General features: G+C 63.4%; 14 protein-coding genes. 4 read left to right on the top strand and 10 right to left on the bottom strand.

Annotated elements, in window-relative coordinates; all coding sequences use genetic code 11:
* Positions 1 to 69 precede the first annotated feature (69 nt).
* From SJ05684_RS29710 to fabI, 4 genes are read left to right on the top strand one after another with little or no spacing between them, the layout of a single operon-like run.
* Positions 70 to 216: a hypothetical protein gene (locus tag SJ05684_RS29710; protein ID WP_157211968.1), complete on the top strand. Its 147-nt coding sequence runs from the start codon at positions 70 to 72 to the stop codon at positions 214 to 216.
* A 23-nt stretch (positions 217 to 239) separates the two neighbouring features.
* The gene (fabA, locus tag SJ05684_RS17145; protein ID WP_034853496.1) at positions 240 to 755 is read left to right on the top strand and encodes a 3-hydroxyacyl-[acyl-carrier-protein] dehydratase FabA; all 516 of its coding nucleotides are present in this window, start codon (positions 240 to 242) and stop codon (positions 753 to 755) included.
* Positions 756 to 805: 50 nt separating this feature from the next.
* Entirely contained in the window at positions 806 to 2,026 is a 1,221-nt protein-coding gene (gene fabB, locus SJ05684_RS17140) for a beta-ketoacyl-ACP synthase I (protein WP_034853495.1), read from the top strand.
* Between the two features lie 4 nt (positions 2,027 to 2,030).
* Positions 2,031 to 2,837, top strand: coding sequence for an enoyl-ACP reductase FabI (gene fabI / locus SJ05684_RS17135; protein ID WP_034853494.1), 807 nt, complete (start codon positions 2,031 to 2,033; stop codon positions 2,835 to 2,837).
* A 153-nt stretch (positions 2,838 to 2,990) separates the two neighbouring features.
* Here the strand turns inward: fabI and SJ05684_RS17130 are convergent, their stop codons facing one another.
* From SJ05684_RS17130 to rimP, 10 genes are all read right to left on the bottom strand, one after another.
* Entirely contained in the window at positions 2,991 to 4,007 is a 1,017-nt protein-coding gene (locus tag SJ05684_RS17130) for a class I SAM-dependent methyltransferase (protein WP_034853492.1), read from the bottom strand.
* 280 nt (positions 4,008 to 4,287) lie between these two features.
* The gene (pnp, locus tag SJ05684_RS17125) at positions 4,288 to 6,441 is read right to left on the bottom strand and encodes a polyribonucleotide nucleotidyltransferase (RefSeq protein WP_034853490.1); all 2,154 of its coding nucleotides are present in this window, start codon (positions 6,439 to 6,441) and stop codon (positions 4,288 to 4,290) included.
* A gap of 455 nt (positions 6,442 to 6,896) precedes the next feature.
* Positions 6,897 to 7,166 carry a 30S ribosomal protein S15 gene (rpsO, locus tag SJ05684_RS17120; RefSeq protein WP_034853506.1) on the bottom strand — a complete coding sequence of 90 codons (270 nt, stop codon included), beginning with the start codon at positions 7,164 to 7,166 and terminating at the stop codon, positions 6,897 to 6,899.
* Between the two features lie 224 nt (positions 7,167 to 7,390).
* The gene (locus SJ05684_RS17115; RefSeq protein ID WP_034853489.1) at positions 7,391 to 9,109 is read right to left on the bottom strand and encodes a sensor histidine kinase; all 1,719 of its coding nucleotides are present in this window, start codon (positions 9,107 to 9,109) and stop codon (positions 7,391 to 7,393) included.
* 387 nt (positions 9,110 to 9,496) lie between these two features.
* Positions 9,497 to 10,432, bottom strand: coding sequence for a tRNA pseudouridine(55) synthase TruB (gene truB, locus SJ05684_RS17110; RefSeq protein ID WP_034853488.1), 936 nt, complete (start codon positions 10,430 to 10,432; stop codon positions 9,497 to 9,499).
* Between the two features lie 2 nt (positions 10,433 to 10,434).
* Positions 10,435 to 10,842: a 30S ribosome-binding factor RbfA gene (rbfA, locus tag SJ05684_RS17105; protein WP_034853487.1), complete on the bottom strand. Its 408-nt coding sequence runs from the start codon at positions 10,840 to 10,842 to the stop codon at positions 10,435 to 10,437.
* A 230-nt stretch (positions 10,843 to 11,072) separates the two neighbouring features.
* Positions 11,073 to 13,706 carry a translation initiation factor IF-2 gene (infB, locus tag SJ05684_RS17100; RefSeq protein ID WP_095694293.1) on the bottom strand — a complete coding sequence of 878 codons (2,634 nt, stop codon included), beginning with the start codon at positions 13,704 to 13,706 and terminating at the stop codon, positions 11,073 to 11,075.
* Between the two features lie 105 nt (positions 13,707 to 13,811).
* A complete protein-coding gene (locus SJ05684_RS17095; RefSeq protein WP_034853480.1) occupies positions 13,812 to 14,519 on the bottom strand; it encodes an RNA-binding protein in 708 nt (235 codons plus the stop codon).
* A gap of 5 nt (positions 14,520 to 14,524) precedes the next feature.
* Positions 14,525 to 16,135, bottom strand: a complete 1,611-nt coding sequence (nusA, locus tag SJ05684_RS17090) for a transcription termination factor NusA (protein WP_034853479.1) — start codon at positions 16,133 to 16,135, stop codon at positions 14,525 to 14,527.
* Positions 16,136 to 16,180: 45 nt separating this feature from the next.
* Positions 16,181 to 16,750: a ribosome maturation factor RimP gene (rimP, locus tag SJ05684_RS17085; RefSeq protein ID WP_374193092.1), complete on the bottom strand. Its 570-nt coding sequence runs from the start codon at positions 16,748 to 16,750 to the stop codon at positions 16,181 to 16,183.
* Positions 16,751 to 16,998 lie beyond the last annotated feature (248 nt).

The following is a 16,998-nucleotide window of genomic DNA, read 5'->3' as shown; positions in this document are numbered from 1 at the left end:
GGGAAGGCCGGCATTTAACTCTGGCCGTGGCCACATTCATACTGTAAGCGACGGCGGAACGATATCGCCATGGCGAGCGAAATGGAGGACAATGCCAAAGCGGGTTTCCAAACCGCCATGTCGCTCTACTTGGAAGAACGTGACAAACTGCAGTCACCGACGGGCTGCGCTTCTATTCAGACGGCGCTTGCTCTAAAGCAGGCGAACAACACTTGAGACACGCGGGGAAACAACCTTTCATGACCACCAGACAATCCAGCTTCAGCTATGAAGAAATTCTGACCTGCGGCCGAGGCGAAATGTTTGGCCCCGGCAATGCACAGCTGCCGCTGCCGCCGATGCTGATGTTCAACCGCATCACCGATATTTCGGAGACCGGCGGTCCGCACGACAAGGGCTATGTGCGTGCCGAATTCGACATCACGCCGGATCTCTGGTTCTTCCCCTGCCACTTCATGGGCGATCCCGTCATGCCGGGCTGCCTCGGCCTCGACGCCATGTGGCAATTGACCGGCTTCTTTCTCGGCTGGCTCGGCGAGCCCGGCAAGGGTCGCGCCATCTCCACCGGTGAGGTGAAGTTCACCGGCATGGTGACGCCGAAGACCAAGCTGGTCGAATACGGCATCGACTTCAAGCGCGTGATGCGCGGCCGGCTGGTGCTCGGCATCGCCGATGGCTGGATGAAGGCCGACGGCGAAGTGATCTACAAGGCTACCGACCTCAGGGTCGGCCTTTTCCAGGAAAAGGCCGACTGAACTGCGGACCCTCACCCGCACGGATCCAATCGAAGAAAAGGTCATCAAGTATGAGACGGGTTGTTGTAACGGGCCTCGGCATCGTTTCCTCGATCGGTAACAATGCAGACGAAGTCACCGCCTCGCTCCGCGAGGCGAAGTCGGGCATCACTTTTTCTCCGGATTTCGCCGAACACGGCTTCAAATGCCAGGTCTGGGGGCGGCCGACGCTCGATCCGGCCGACCTCGTCGACCGGCGCGCCATGCGCTTCCTGTCGCAGGCCGGCGCCTGGAACCATGTGGCTATGAAGCAGGCGATCGCGGATTCCCGCCTGGAAGCCGCCGACATCACCAATGTGCGCACCGGCATCATCATGGGCTCGGGCGGCGCCTCGACGCGCACTATCGTCGAAGCGGCCGAGATCACCCGCAAAAATAACAGCCCCAAGCGCATCGGCCCCTTCGCCGTGCCAAAGGCAATGTCCTCGACAGCTTCCGCGACGCTTGCGACCTGGTTCCAGATCCATGGCGTCAATTACTCGATCTCGTCGGCTTGCTCGACCTCGGCGCATTGCATCGGCAATGCGGCGGAGATGATCCAGTGGGGCAAGCAGGACGTGATGTTCGCCGGCGGCCATGAAGACCTCGACTGGACCATGTCCAACCTCTTCGACGCGATGGGCGCCATGTCCTCAAACTTCAACGACACGCCGGCAAGCGCCTCGCGCGCCTATGACGCCAACCGCGACGGTTTCGTCATTGCCGGCGGGGCCGGGGTGGTGGTGCTCGAGGAGCTGGAACGCGCAAAGGCGCGCGGCGCCAAGATCTATGCCGAACTCGTCGGCTACGGCGCGACCTCCGACGGCTACGACATGGTCGCGCCCTCCGGTGAAGGCGCCGTGCGCTGCATGCGACAGGCACTTGCGACCGTGAAGGGCGATGTCGATTACATCAACACCCATGGTACGTCGACGCCGGTCGGCGATCAGAAGGAAATCGGCGCCATCCGCGAGGTATTCGGCGACAGGATGCCGCATATCCAGTCGACCAAATCGCTCACCGGCCACTCGCTCGGTGCGGCTGGCGTACAGGAATCGATCTACGGTCTCCTGATGATGCAGGCCGGCTTCATCGGCGAAAGCGCGCATATCAGCGAACTGGACCCGGAATTCGAAGGTGTGCCGATCGTGCGCGAGCGGATCGACAATGCCAAGATCGACACGGTTCTTTCGAACTCCTTCGGCTTCGGCGGCACGAACGCAACGCTCGTGTTCCAGCGCTACAACGGATAACAGCATGAACGGACTGATGAACGGAAAGCGCGGCCTCATCATGGGTGTGGCCAACAACCATTCTATTGCCTGGGGAATTGCAAAAACGCTGGCAGCGCAAGGCGCGGAACTGGCCTTCACCTATCAGGGCGAGGCGCTCGGCAAACGCGTGAAACCGCTGGCGGCGGAACTCAACTCCGACTTCCTGCTGCCCTGCGACGTCGAGGACCTCGCCTCGGTCGACGCCGTCATCGCCGCAATCAAGGAGCGCTGGGGCAAGCTCGACTTCATCGTGCATGCCATCGGCTTCTCCGACAAGAATGAGCTCAAGGGGCTCTATGCGGATACGACGCGGGAGAACTTCAGCCGCACCATGGTGATCTCCTGCTTCTCCTTCACCGAGATCGCCAGGCGCGCCGCCGACCTGATGAGCGACGGCGGCACCATGCTGACGCTCACCTATGGCGGCTCGATGCGGGTCATGCCGAACTATAATGTGATGGGTGTCGCCAAGGCCGCACTCGAGGCGTCGGTACGCTATCTCGCCGCCGATTACGGCCGCCGCGGCATCCGCGTCAACGCAATCTCTGCCGGGCCGATCCGCACGCTTGCCGGCGCGGGCATCTCCGACGCGCGCGCCATGCTTTCCTGGCAGCAGAAGAACTCGCCGCTGCGCCGTACAGTCACCATCGATGACGTCGGCAGCTCGGCGCTCTACCTCCTCTCGGATCTCTCCCGGGGCGTGACCGGCGAGATCCATTACGTGGATTCGGGCTACAACATCACCTCGATGCCGACGCTCGATACCCTCCGGATCGCCGACGCGGAGTAACGCGCGGAATCACCCCCTCCCCACATGGGGAGGGGCTTGCCCGCCGTGAGCCGACGCCATCTTCGCGAGATCCGACTTTTCGGGGCCATTGAGATTTGAATTGGGCGGCGCGGCCTAGAGCCTTGTGGGGCTGGGTAGCGCGGCGCCTCGAACTCAGCGCTTCGCCCAGAGCACCTTGAAGCGTGCATTGCGGCAGGTTTCGCCGCTTTCCCTGAAATTTTCCGACAGAACCTGCTCGTAGGGCAAGCCGCGATTAGCGACGAGCAGCAGGCGCCCCCCCTGCTTCAATGACTTGGCCGCGGCCTTGATCATGGCCGCGCCGAGCGCCGGTTCCGCCGCATGACCCTCGTGGAAGGGCGGGTTCATGACGATCAGGTCGTATTTGTCGCGCGTCTCCTCGGCCGTCAGATCGTGCCAATAGAAGCGCGCCGGCGTCGACGGCGCGTTCGCCGTCATGTTGGCCCGCGCGGCCTCCAGCGCCTCGTAATCCGCTTCGAAGAGGTCGATACCCTTGAGACCCGGCGAGGCCTCAGCGAGCTTCACCGAAAGATAGCCCCAACCGGCGCCGAAATCCGCCGCATGTCCGGTGAAATCACGCGGCAAGCGCGTTGCGAGCAGTTCCGAGCCGGCATCGACGCGGTCATGCGAAAACATGCCGGGCGCGGCCTCGAAAAGGCCATCGACGCGCACGGGCACCTTAGCGAGCTTGGAGACCGCCTCTGAGACGTCCTCGGGCCGCGTGAACCAGAAGGCGACGCCATGGTATTTCGGCATGGAATCGCCATCCCAGCCGAACTTCCCGATCTTCTTGCGCAAGGGCTGTATGCCATCTTCCTTGCTGCCGGCAACCACGACGAGTGCGCCGGGGCGAGTGCGCTTCAGCGCCTCGGCGATCCGGTGCTCGTTCTCGCCCTTGTGCTTGCCGCAGAGCACCAGCGCCACGTCGTAACCCTCGCCCGCGGCGACGGGCGCCACCTCGGCGCGCGCGGCCTCGAGAGAGCGATAGAGGGGCTTCAGCGGCTGCACGGCGATGATAGACGCGGCAAAGCCTTCGGGAAGCCTGTAGCCAACCTCGGCACCCAGGAAGAGCACGCGCTCGCCCTCCCCCGGCGGATCGATGACGCCGCTATCGAAGGGGTGAAAGAGGGTTCTCAGGGTATCGCGGCTCATGGGGTGGATTCCGTTCAATTTCAACAGGACAGGGGATAAGACCTTGCCGAACGTCTCTGGAACCCCTCACCAACCCCTCACCGCAAGGGAGAGGGGCTCATCGGCCGCGCCGCTTTCCTGTCCACGAACGCACGGGGGTGCAGATCGCAGGGGGCGGGGCGACGCATGTGAGCCCCTCCCCCTTGTGGGGAGGGGTTGGGAGGGGCCTTGTTTGGCAAAACGAAGCGTGGCTCCGCGCTTGCGCACGGAGCCACACTCGAATGCTTTGGCCGAAGCCGGCTTATTCGGCCGCTTCGCCGCCGTCCTTCTTCTCGGCCTTTTCGGCGACGATCTCCTTGCCGGTCGCCTGGTCGACGACCTTCATCGAGAGACGGACTTTGCCGCGCTCGTCGAAGCCCATCAGCTTGACCCAGACCTTGTCGCCTTCCTTGACGACGTCGGTCGTCTTGGCGACACGCTCGGAGGCGAGCTGCGAGATGTGGACGAGGCCGTCGCGGGCGCCGAAGAAATTGACGAAGGCGCCGAAGTCGGCGGTCTTGACAACCGTGCCCTCGTAGATTTGGCCGACTTCCGGCTCGGCGACGATCGAGTGGATCCACTTGCGGGCGGCCTCGATCTCCTTCGAGGAGGCGGAGGCGATCTTGACCGTGCCGTCGTCGTCGATATTGATCTTGGCGCCGGTCTTCTCGACGATCTCGCGGATGACCTTGCCGCCGGAGCCGATGACTTCGCGGATCTTGTCGACCGGGATATTCATGACCTCGATGCGCGGCGCGAATTCGCCGAGCTGGCCGCGGCTTTCGGAGATCGCATTGGCCATTTCGCCGAGAATGTGAACGCGCCCGGCCTTGGCCTGATCAAGCGCGACCTTCATGATCTCTTCGGTGATGCCGGCGATCTTGATGTCCATCTGCAGCGAGGTGACGCCGAATTCGGTGCCCGCGACCTTGAAGTCCATGTCGCCGAGATGATCCTCGTCGCCCAGAATGTCCGAGAGGACGGCGAAGCGCTCGTCTTCCTTGATCAGGCCCATGGCGATGCCGGCAACGGGCTTTGCGAGCGGCACGCCGGCATCCATCAGCGCCAGCGAGGTGCCGCAGACGGTCGCCATCGAGGACGAGCCGTTCGACTCGGTGATCTCGGACACGACACGCAGCGTGTAGGGGAACTGCTCCGCCGTCGGCAGCATCGGGTGGATGGCGCGCCAAGCGAGCTTGCCGTGGCCGATCTCACGGCGGCCCGGCGAACCGAGGCGGCCCGTTTCGCCGACCGAGAAGGGCGGGAAGTTGTAATGCAGCATGAAGTTTTCCTTGTACATGCCCGTCAAGGAATCGACATACTGCTCGTCTTCGCCGGTACCGAGCGTGGCGACGACGATCGCCTGCGTTTCGCCGCGGGTGAAGAGGGCGGAGCCGTGGGTGCGCGGCAGAAGGCCGACTTCGGCGACGATCGGACGGACAGTGACGAGATCGCGGCCGTCGATGCGGCTCTGCGTGTCGAGGATGTTCCAGCGGACGATCTTGGCCTGCAGGTGCTTGAACACCGCGGCGATCTCTTCCGCGGTATGGCCGGGAATCTCGACGCCTTCCGGCAGGAAGTGTTCCTTGACCTTTGCCTTGACGGCATCGACGGCCGCATAGCGTGCAGCCTTCTCGGTGATTTTGTAGGCGTTGCGCAGCTCGTCCTCGGCAATTTCGAGCATGGCATTTTCCAGGGCGGAATGGTCTTCCGGCTCGAATTCGCGCGGTTCCTTGGCGGCGACTTCGGCGAGCTTGATGATCGCGTCGATCACCGGCTGGAAACCCTTATGGCCGAACATGACGGCGCCGAGCATGATGTCCTCGGGCAGTTCCTTCGCTTCCGACTCGACCATCAGCACGGCATCCTGGGTGCCGGCGACGATGAGGTCGAGGGTGGATTCGTCCATCTCGTCGAGATGCGGATTCAGGACGTAATCGCCATTGATGTAACCGACGCGTGCGCCGCCGACCGGCCCCATGAAGGGAACGCCGGAAAGCGTCAGCGCAGCGGAGGCGGCGACCATCGCGACGACGTCCGGGTTGTTCTCCAGGTCATGCTGCATGACCGTGATGATGACCTGCGTGTCGTTCTTGTAGCCTTCGGGGAAAAGCGGGCGGATCGGACGGTCGATCAGGCGTGAGACGAGCGTCTCGTTCTCGGTCGGACGGCCTTCGCGCTTGAAGTAACCGCCGGGGATCTTGCCGGCGGCATAGGTCTTTTCCTGGTAGTTGACGGTCAGGGGAAAGAAATCCTGGCCGGGCTTCGGCGCCTTGGCCGAAACCACGGTGGCGAGCACGACGGTTTCGCCGTAGGTGGCAAGAACTGCACCGTCAGCCTGGCGTGCGATCTTGCCGGTTTCGAGCTTGAGCGGACGCCCAGCCCATTCGATTTCTACCTTGTGGGTCTCGAACATGTTCTGTCCTTCGTGTGCGGGAGAACGTCCGCGGCCGGTGCGGCGCGGGCGATCTCGATGCCGCTTGGTGGCGCATCACGGGCAAGACAACGGGAGGCTTCTGAATAAGACCGGCCGCTCGCCGCCTGTGCGCACCCCGCATGGAAGCGCCTCGGCAAGCAGGCGCCGAAGCATCCTGCAATCCTGCCCCATGACGGGCCATCGGTTGATCCGCGATACCGGCCCATCCGGTTCGCTGGACGGTCTCCCCTTAATTCAGGCGCCTCCGGCGCCCCTGGAGAGACAGTTTCTGCAGAGTAGCGCGGGCTTTTAAGCCGCGCCAAGGTCCTGCAGCATTTCGATTGACTGCATGTTTTATCCTTAAATCGGATCCGATTTATGGAAATATGCAGCGTGGCGCGCGAGCGCCAAAAGAAAAGCCGGCGGATCGCCAAGCGACCCGCCGGTCAGCTCTACTAGCGACGGATGCCGAGGGCACCGATCAGCTTGCTGTAACGCGCTTCGTCTTTCTTCTTCAGATAGTCGAGGAGCGAACGACGGCTGGAAACCAGCGCGAGAAGACCACGGCGGGAATGATTGTCCTTCTTGTGGTCCTTGAAGTGTTCGGTCAGGTTACTGATCCGTTCCGTCAGGATCGCAACCTGGACTTCCGGGGAGCCGGTATCGCCTTCAGCGGTCGCGAATTCCTTGATGAGCTGAGCCTTGCGCTCTGCAGTGATCGACATCGGATGATCCTTTCGTTTCGAGGATTTCGGGGTCGCCGGCAGCCGGGATGTCGTCCAGCCGCGGCCGTTCACACGAAGAGGCGGCGCCTTTCGCTGGCGTGCCTATAACCGAAACCGATCCAAAAGGAAAGGGTGATACGCCCGTCGGCAAGCGCCCAACCCGGACGGCAGCACGCCGGCCGATCACGGCGGATTCGCCATGTATATGCGGCGGCCTTCTTGCCTCACTCGGCCGCCTCCTCCGTCTCATCCCTTCCGCTGTCGCGCGGGATGCGGATCAGCCACTCGATGCCGTCGGCATGCATCGTTCTCTCCAGTTCGGCGCGCAGCGCCATGCCGAGCATGCGCTCAAGCACAATCGTGCCGAAACCTCTGCGGGGCTTGGCCTTGTTCGACACGCTCATCTTCGCGCCCCGCTCCCGCCAGCGGATTACGAGCGTCCTCTCCTCGACCGCCCACTCCAGCATGATCGTCCCGGCCGGACTGGCGAGCGCACCATGCTTGATGGCGTTGGTCGCCAGCTCGTGGAACACCATGCCGAGCGTCTGCGCCATCTGCGTGTCCAGCCGCAGATCGGGACCGTTGAGCACGACGCGGTTCTGATCATCCGGCATGAAAGGCTGAAGCTGACCCAGCACCAGCTCGCGGAACTCGACGCCGAGCGCTGCGTTGGCAAGCATCAGGTCGGTCGAGCGCGCCAGGCCGGCGAGGCGCCGGCGGAATGCATCGACGAATTCTGGCGTATCCTCGGCGGAAGCAGCGGACTGGGCAAGCATCGACTGGATGACCGTCAGTTGGTTCTTCGAGCGGTGGGCGACTTCGCGCATCAGAAGGCGAATTTCCGCCTCCGCCCGGGTGCGGGCGGCCGCCGCGAGCGCCAGAGCGGCCGACACAGCCTCGACCTCCGTAATCATATAGCGACGCGGCTCGATTGCTTCGCCGGCGCCGAGACGCCGCGCGTCTAGCGCCAAGAGCTTGACGCCTTGCGTCAGCAACCGCGCGATCGTCAGCGAGCCCGCGATGGCGATGCCCGCGAAGAGGACCCCGCCGAGCGACAGCCACAGAAACGACGAGACCATGGGCTGATCGACGATCTCGCGCGGAGCCCAGGCGACGATGCGCCAGCCGGCCACCACAGAGAATTCCGATACAACGCGATATTCCGCGCCGTTCGCCCTGACGTTGCCGACACCGATGCTGATCGCCGGCAGCGCTTTCAGAAAGAACGGCTCGCCCGATCTCACCGCCGGATCCGAGGAGACGATGACCTTGCCTGCGCCATCGACAAGCGCCGCATTCCAGCCGGGTGACAGCGTCTCACGATTGACGGCCTTCGCCATGCTGGAAGCATCCTGGGTCAGTCCCAGCAGAAATTGCTCTCCGTCGGGAGCCATATAGGGCAAGTAGACACTGAAGACCCATCGGCCGCTCGCCTCGGAAAAGAAGACGCCCGAGACGGAAGGCAAATTGCTTGTGAAGGCACGCTCGATCTCGGGATCCGAAGTCTTTCCGAGCGGCGTTCCGAACGGAAAGCGGGTGTTCAGGCGCAGATTATGGCTGCGGTCGATCATGATCATGTCGGAATCCGAATCGGCGAGCGCCACCGAAGCGCGATTGAAGAAGGTGCCCATTCCGCCGAGATCGATTGCTGGCGAGGTCGACAGCACCTTCAGCGTCGTCCGCATGCCGTCAACCTCGCGCTCGACAATACGCGTGACGGATCCCGTCGAGGCCCTGAGCAGCGAGGTAACAACCTGCTCCTGCGCATCCAGGCTGCGCTTCAGGATCACGAGCGAGAAGATGAACGGCGGTATGATCGCGATCAACAGGAGGGAGATGAGGTAGAAGCTGAAGGGACGCCGGAGGTAGTGGCGAATATAGCTGGCTGCCGCCTGCAGGCCGCCGGCAGATATCTCTCGCTCACTTTTGCTCGCTTCAACCATTCCGATCGCCTTTTGCCGTTGGCCGTTACATCGCTGGAGCGGGGATCAGATGTAATATAGCCTCTGCTCCTCATCCGCCCACCGGCACCTCTCCCGGCAGGCAGGGGCGCGGTGGGAGGCAATCCAGCGGCCTCACTTCACTCGCTTAGCGCATCCGCCCGAAAATCGTAATCGATTTTCGGGAAAACTCGATGCGCAGAGTCAAAGAGTCACAGCGACCTTTGCGCGTCTGAAAGACGCACGGCGCTGTAGCGCCAAGGGAGTATACGCGCGCTTGCTTCGACAGGGACGATTTCGGATATCGGCGCTGAATGTCTCCCCGAATCGACCTTACTTCAGAGTGACATGCAGCCAGCGTCCGCTCTGACGCGCGCCGCAGTAGAATGCTCAATGGTCGGCAAATACGCGTTTCGGCCGGAATTCTCCCTCGGCGATCTCCCCAATGGCGACGAGCTTGCCACGCGCCGTGGCATAGGCTTCAGGGGTCGGCAGCGGCGCGTCGCGGCCGCGCAGGATGATCGGATTTCCCATCCTGAGCCGGTGCGCCTGGTCGTCGTTGACCGCGACATGCGGCAGGTCGGAAAGCGCTTCGCCGGTCTCGATCAGGTATTCGTCGAGGGCGGCAAGCCGCTCCGCCTCGTCCTCGATCTTTTCCAGCGCCAGGAGTTCGGTAAGCGGCACCATGTCGTCCTCGCCGAAGGGGGCGACGAAGGTGCGGCGGAGCGAAGCGATGTGGCCGAAGCAGCCGAGATCGCGGCCCATGTCGCGGGCGAGCGAGCGGACATAGGTTCCCTTGCCGCATTCGATCTCGAACTGGGCAAGATGCGGCGTTGAGCCGATCAAAGACAGGCGGAAGACCTCAACTTCCCGCGCCGGAATCTCGACGATCTCGCCGTCGCGCGCAAGATCGTAGGCGCGCTCGCCATCGATCTTGATCGCCGAAAACTGCGGCGGCACCTGGGCGATCACGCCGGTGTACTTCGGCAGCAGGGTACGGATCGCCTCCTCATCCGGCCGTTCACCCGACGAGCGGACGACCTCACCCTCGAGGTCGTCGGTCGAGCGTTCCTCGCCCCAGGCGACTGTGAATTCGTAGATCTTGCGGCCATCCATCACGTAAGGCACGGTCTTCGTCGCGTCGCCGAGCGCGATCGGCAGCATGCCGGACGCCAGCGGATCGAGTGTGCCGGCGTGGCCCGCCTTCTGCGCCTTGAACAGCCATTTGATCTTGGAGACCGCCTCGGTGGAACCGAAGTCGAGCGGCTTATCGAGGATAAGCCAGCCAGAGATCGGGCGGCCCTTGGGTTTGCGCGGTTTGGACATTCTTATTCTTCGTCTTCGGAATCTTGATCGAGATCGCGGCTGACTTCGGGCGAGCGGAGAAGCGCGTCGATCTTCTGATAATTGTCGAAGCTGGTGTCGTCGCGGAAGCGGACGTCCGGCATGTATTTCATCTGCCGAAGCTGCGGTCCGAGCCGGCCGCGGATGAATTTCGCATGCTTGTTCAACGCATCGATGATCGCCGCGTGATCCGCGACGCCAAGCGGTGTCACATAGGCGGTGGCGATCTTCAGGTCCGGCGACATGCGCACTTCCGAAATGGAGATCACCGTCTTCTCGATCAGCGGATCGCGCACTTCGCCGCGTTGCAGCACCTGCGTGATGGCGGCACGCACCTGTTCGCCGACGCGCAGCATGCGCTGGGACGGGGCGGAGGATGTGGATCTGGTCATCGTTCTTACCTTGGACCGCAAAATGCCGAAGCCGTAGCGGTCGCCTTCAATTCGAGAGCCGGCGCGAGGCCAGAAACCCTTGCCTCCGCCCTGCCTGCCTACCGCGCATCACACGCAGCGATTCAAAGCGCTACAGCGATAGCTGCGCCTCTGATTAAGACGCGGCGCTGTAGAAACAATGCGAGCGCCGGATCGCTTCCGGCGCTCGCGCAATCTCCTGCCGGACCAGCCTAGAGCGTCCGCGTGACGTGCTCGACGCGGAAGCACTCGATCGTGTCGCCGGGCCGGATGTCCTCGTAGTTTTCGAAGGCCATGCCGCATTCCTGGCCGGACTGGACTTCCGAGACCTCGTCCTTGAAGCGCTTGAGCGTCTTGAGCTTGCCCTCGTGGATGACGACGTTGTCGCGCACGAGGCGGACGCCGACACCACGCTCGACCTTGCCTTCCGTGACGCGGCAGCCTGCGACCTTGCCGACCTTGGTGATGTTGAACACCTCCAGGATCTCGGCATTGCCGAGGAAGGTCTCGCGCCGCTCGGGCGAGAGCAGACCGGACATCGCCGACTTCACGTCATCCACCAGATCGTAGATGATGTTGTAGTAGCGGATCTCGATACCGGCGCGGTCGGCGGCATCGCGCGCCTGCTTGTTGGCGCGGACGTTGAAGCCGATGATCGCGGCGTTGGAAGCCTCGGCGAGCGAGATATCCGACTCGGTGATGCCGCCCGCGCCCGAATGCACGATGCGCGCACGGACCTCGTCCGTACCGAGCTTTTCCAACGCACCGGCGATCGCCTCGATCGAGCCCTGCACGTCGCCCTTGATAACCAGCGGGAACTCCTTCAGGCCGGAGGTCTGGAGCTGGCTCATCATCTGCTCGAGCGAACCGCGCGAGCCGGACTGGCGGGCAACCGCCTTTTCACGGGCAAGCCGCTGGCGATATTCGGAGATCTCGCGTGCACGGCTTTCGCTTTCGACGACGGCGAACTTGTCGCCGGCAGCCGGCGTGCCGGACAGGCCGAGGACCTCTACCGGGGTCGACGGACCGGCGGCCTTCACATGCTCGCCCTTGTCGTTGACAAGCGCACGCACACGGCCCCACTGGTCGCCGGCGACGATGATCTGGCCGGGGGTGAGGGTTCCCTTCTGGACGAGAACCGTCGCAACCGCACCGCGGCCGCGGTCGAGCTCGGCCTCCACCACGGTACCCTCGGCCGTCCGGTTGGCATTGGCCCTGAGATCGAGGATTTCCGACTGAAGCAGGATCGCCTCGAGCAGCTTGTCCAGATTGGTCTGGTTCTTCGCCGAAACCTCGACGTCGAGCACTTCACCGCCCATGGATTCGACGAAGACCTCGTGCTGCAAGAGCTCGGTGCGGACCTTTTGCGGGTTCGCCGACGGCTTGTCGATCTTGTTGATCGCCACGATGATCGGCACGTTCGCCGCCTTGGCGTGGTTGATCGACTCGATCGTCTGCGGCATCACGCTGTCATCGGCCGCGACGACGAGGATGGCAATGTCCGTCGCCTGGGCACCGCGGGCACGCATCGCCGTAAAGGCGGCGTGACCGGGCGTGTCGATGAAAGTGATCTTCTGACCATTATGCTCGACCTGATAGGCGCCGATATGCTGGGTGATGCCGCCCGCCTCACCGGCCACCACATTGGCATGCCGGATAGCATCGAGCAGCGACGTCTTACCGTGGTCGACGTGGCCCATGATCGTGACGATCGGCGGCCGCGCCTTCTGGTCCTCTTCCGCGTCGGCGATGTTGAAGATGCCTTCCTCGACATCCGACTCAGAGACACGCTTGACCGTGTGGCCGAATTCGGAGGCGATGAGTTCGGCCATGTCGGCGTCGATCAGATCGCCGGGCTTCATCATCTGGCCTTCCTTCATCAGGAACTTGATGACGTCGACCGCGCGTTCCGACATGCGCTGCGACAGTTCCTGGATGGTGATCGTCTCCGGCAGGACAACCTCGCGCGAGATCTTCTCGCGCGTTTCCTGCATCTGGCTGCGCTTGAACTTTTCCTGACGGCGGCGCATCGCCGACAACGAGCGGCTGCGCTGGCCGCCATCTTCGTCGACGGCAGCGGTCAGCGTCAGCTTGCCCTGGCGGCGGCCCTCTTCACCCTTCGGACGGGCGACGGGCTTGGCCGGCTCCGGCCGAACGGGCTTGCCGCGGAGGGCGGCGGCGCCACGCGGGCGCTCGTCTTCTTCCTCCTGGCCGGTACGGCGGCCGCGTACGGCGGCAGGTGCCGGTGCCGATGCCGGCGCCTGTGGCGCAGCGGGAGCGGGGCGCGCCGGCTGCGGACGCGTCTCTGCCCTGCGCTCGGCAACGGCCGGCTGCTCGGCTTCGACCTTCTCGGCCTCGACGGCGGGACGCGCAGCCTCTTCGGCGGCGCGACGTGCGGCTTCTTCCTTCTCGCGAGCGGAGCGCTCTTCTTCCTCGCGCTTGCGGCGGACTTCTTCTTCGGCGCGCCTCTTGGCCTCCTCGGCCTCGCGAATCTGCGCTTCCGCGAGCGCGCGGCGGCGGGCTTCCATTTCGCCTGCCGACAGGTCGTTGAGGACGACGCCGACACGCGGGCGGTTCTGCTCGGCACGCGGCTGTTGCGGCGGCGGCGAGGCAGGCCGCTGCTCGGCCGGCCGCGCGGCAGGCGTGACGGCGACCGGCGTGACCGGGCGCTCATCCTTGTGCTTGGTCAGATGGCCGCGCGTTCTCTTGGTTTCGACTACGACCGCCTTCGTGCGACCGCGGCCCATGTCCTGGCGTACCGTCCCATGCGTCACCCCGGAGGGCTTCAGGGTCAGCGTCTTCTTGCCCGCTACGCTGAGTGTCTTGTCGTCTTTGTTGTCGGTCATTCCGTTCCGTTCCTAGCGATCAGGGCCGGATGCGTATCACCTGACCCCGTCTTTCCAATTGTCTAAAACAGCGCTCGCTATGCCGGCCTTGACCGGTGACGCGTATCATCGCCGTGGCTTGCCAGCGCCGCCTTCGGCCCGGACCGGGACGGATCCTCGGTACTTTTCGAGCATCATTGCGCGCTTCACTACACCTTCACCCGCCTGCCCTGCAAGCGCTGCGGCATGGATAAAAGCATTACTTCCCAAAAGGCCCTCCATTTCCGCCACCGTGAAGGGGCGGAATGCTGGTATTTCCGTTTCGTCCTCGCTGACGAAGCTCATTGCCTTGCGCGCCTGGTCGACCTTGCGGACGCCGTCGGCGGCCGCATCGATCGCGTGGAAGACGCCAAGTGCCGCGAGCCCACGCACGGCCTGTTCCGTCTTCGTCGCGCCGGTGACGAACTGGCCGGCCTTGCGCGCCATGTTCATCATGCCGGCGAGCTGCTCGGCGAGCAGCCTTTCGACTTCGTCCGCCAAGGCCCCATCGGCCTTGACATCGGCCCGAAGGGCCCGGGCGAAGAGCTTCTTCGCCACGGCCTTCTCGACGTGATGCCGCTCCGCCTTGACCCAGCAACCGCGCCCCGGAAGCTGCCGCTTCAAATCCGGGACGACACGACCATCCGGACCGGCGACGAAGCGGATCAGCGCCTCCGGCGAACCGCTCTCGCGCGTGACGATGCAGGTCCGGCTGCTGTCGCTCCGATCCTTCGGCCCACTATCCGAGGGCAGAATGTCCAAGGGCTGAATCTCGGCCTCGGTTGCTGCGGTCATCGGGTTCAGGCATCCTGCTCGGCGCCTTCGGCGACTTCGATCGGCTCGTCCACATCCCTGGCCAGGTCCTCTTCGGTGATCCAGCCGGCCGCCAGACGGGCCTGGACGATCATCGCCTCAGCCTCTTCACGCGTGACATCGAGTTTCGAGAAGATGCCCTCGAAACGCTTGGTCTCGCCGTCCTTGCGCTCCGTCCAGCCGATGAGGTCGTCGGCGGCGCAGCCGGCAAAATCCTCCACCGTCTTGATGTCTTCCTCACCGAGTGCCACCAGCATCTGGCTGGTGAGGCCGTTGATCTGGCGCAGATCATCGGAGACGCCGAGCTCCTTGCGCTTGGCATCCATTTCGGCCTCGATCTTTTCCAGATATTCGCGGGCGCGGGTCTGAATTTCCGTCGCGGTTTCCTCGTCGAAGCCGTCGATCGAGGAAATCTCGTCGAGATCGACATAGGCGAGTTCCTCGACCTCGGCGAAGCCCTCGGAGGCGAGCACCTGGCCGACCATCTCGTCGACGTCGAGCGCATCCATGAAGAGCGCCGTGCGCTCGTTGAATTCCTTCTGGCGGCGCTCGCTCTCCTCCTGCTCGGTGAGGATGTCGATGTCCCAGCCGGTGAGCTGCGAAGCGAGGCGGACATTCTGGCCGCGGCGGCCGATGGCGAGCGAGAGCTGCTCGTCCGGAACCACGACCTCGATGCGCTCTGCGTCCTCGTCTAGGACGACCTTGGTCACTTCCGCCGGCTGCAGGGCATTGACGATGAAGGATGCCGGATCCGGCGACCACGGGATGATGTCGATCTTTTCGCCCTGGAGCTCGCCGACGACCGCCTGGACGCGCGAACCGCGCATACCCACGCAGGCGCCGACCGGATCGATCGACGAATCGTTCGAGACGACGGCGATCTTGGCGCGCGAACCGGGATCGCGGGCAACCGACTTGATCTGGATGATGCCGTCGTAGATTTCCGGCACTTCCATGGTGAACAGCTTGACCATGAACTGCGGATGCGTGCGCGACAGGAAGATCTGCGGGCCACGCTGCTCGCGGCGCACGTCGTAGACGAAGGCGCGCACGCGATCGCCATAGCGCATGGCTTCGCGCGGGATCATCTCGTCGCGGCGGATAATGCCCTCGCCCCGGCCGAGGTCGACGATGACGTTGCCGTATTCGACGCGCTTGACGGTGCCGTTGACGATCTCGCCGACACGGTCCTTGAATTCTTCATACTGGCGATCGCGCTCGGCCTCGCGGACCTTCTGTACGATCACCTGCTTGGCCGACTGCGCAGCGATGCGGCCGAAATCCATGGGCGGCAGCGGATCGGCGATGAAATCACCGAGCTTGGCGTCCGGGTTGCGGTCGCGCGCCAACTCGAGCGGGATCTGGGTTGAATAGTCCTCCGCATGCTCGACCACTTCGAGAAGACGCTGGAGACGAATTTCACCGGTCTTCGGATTGATGTCGGCGCGGATGTTCGATTCCGAGCCGTAGCGCGAGCGCGCCGCCTTCTGGATCGCATCTGCCATCGCGGCCAGAACGATCTCGCGGTCGATCACCTTTTCGCGTGCCACAGCATCTGCGATCTGCAGAAGTTCGAGCCGGTTAGCACTGACTGCCATGTCTTGTCTCCGTCTGGTTGCAGGAGCCTCAAAGAGCGCCCTGCCTCATTCGATAGGTTTGTCTTCGTCTTCGAAATTTTCGTTGGCGGCGCGCGCTGCCTTCGCCTTCTTGTCAGCCGTCAGCGCATCGCGAATGAGTTCGTCGGTCAGGATCAGCCGCGCTTCAGAAAGGGCGGTGAACGGAATTGCGACTGCTGCGTCCTCGCCATAGGCGGGCTGGTCGCGTTCGAGGCGGAAACCCTCCTCGTCCACCGACACGATCTTGCCGCGGAAACGCTTGCGCCCGTCGACCATGACCGAAGTCTCGCACTTCATCAGATGGCCCTGCCAGCGGATAAAGTCGGACTTGCGCACCATCGGCCGGTCGATGCCCGGCGACGACACTTCGAGATGATATGCCTTGTCGATGGGATCCTCCACATCGAGAACCGGCGAGATCGCCTTGGAGACCTCTTCGCAATCCTCGACGGTCATCGTGCCGTCGTTGCGTTCCGTCATGATCTGCAGCGTCAGCCCATTCTGGCCGGAGAGTCGCACGCGCACAAGCCGGAAGCCCATCTGCACCAGTACGGGCTCGATGATATCGGCAACGCGTCGGTCCAGGCCGGTTTCCATGATCAGCCGCGGTTCATTTGCATATTCAGCCGATGCGCTATCGGACAACGATCATCTCCTCATCGGATCGGCTAATAAAAAAGAGCGGGTCCTGACGGAGCCCACTCTTCATCTACCGATCAAGAATTTGAGGCTGATATACGCTTCCTTGCCGGAGATTGCAAGGGTAGCGCCCAAAGCAGCGCCAATTCCGCACACAGCGGCGGTCCGGCCCTGTAGGGCAAGTTTCAGCGGCTGGCGGATCGCGC

The organism is Sinorhizobium sojae CCBAU 05684 (assembly GCF_002288525.1).
Classification (GTDB): Bacteria; Pseudomonadota; Alphaproteobacteria; order Rhizobiales; family Rhizobiaceae; genus Sinorhizobium; species Sinorhizobium sojae.
The sequence above is the reverse complement of the archived record's forward strand: the minus strand, read 5'-3'. Positions and strand labels throughout refer to the sequence as shown.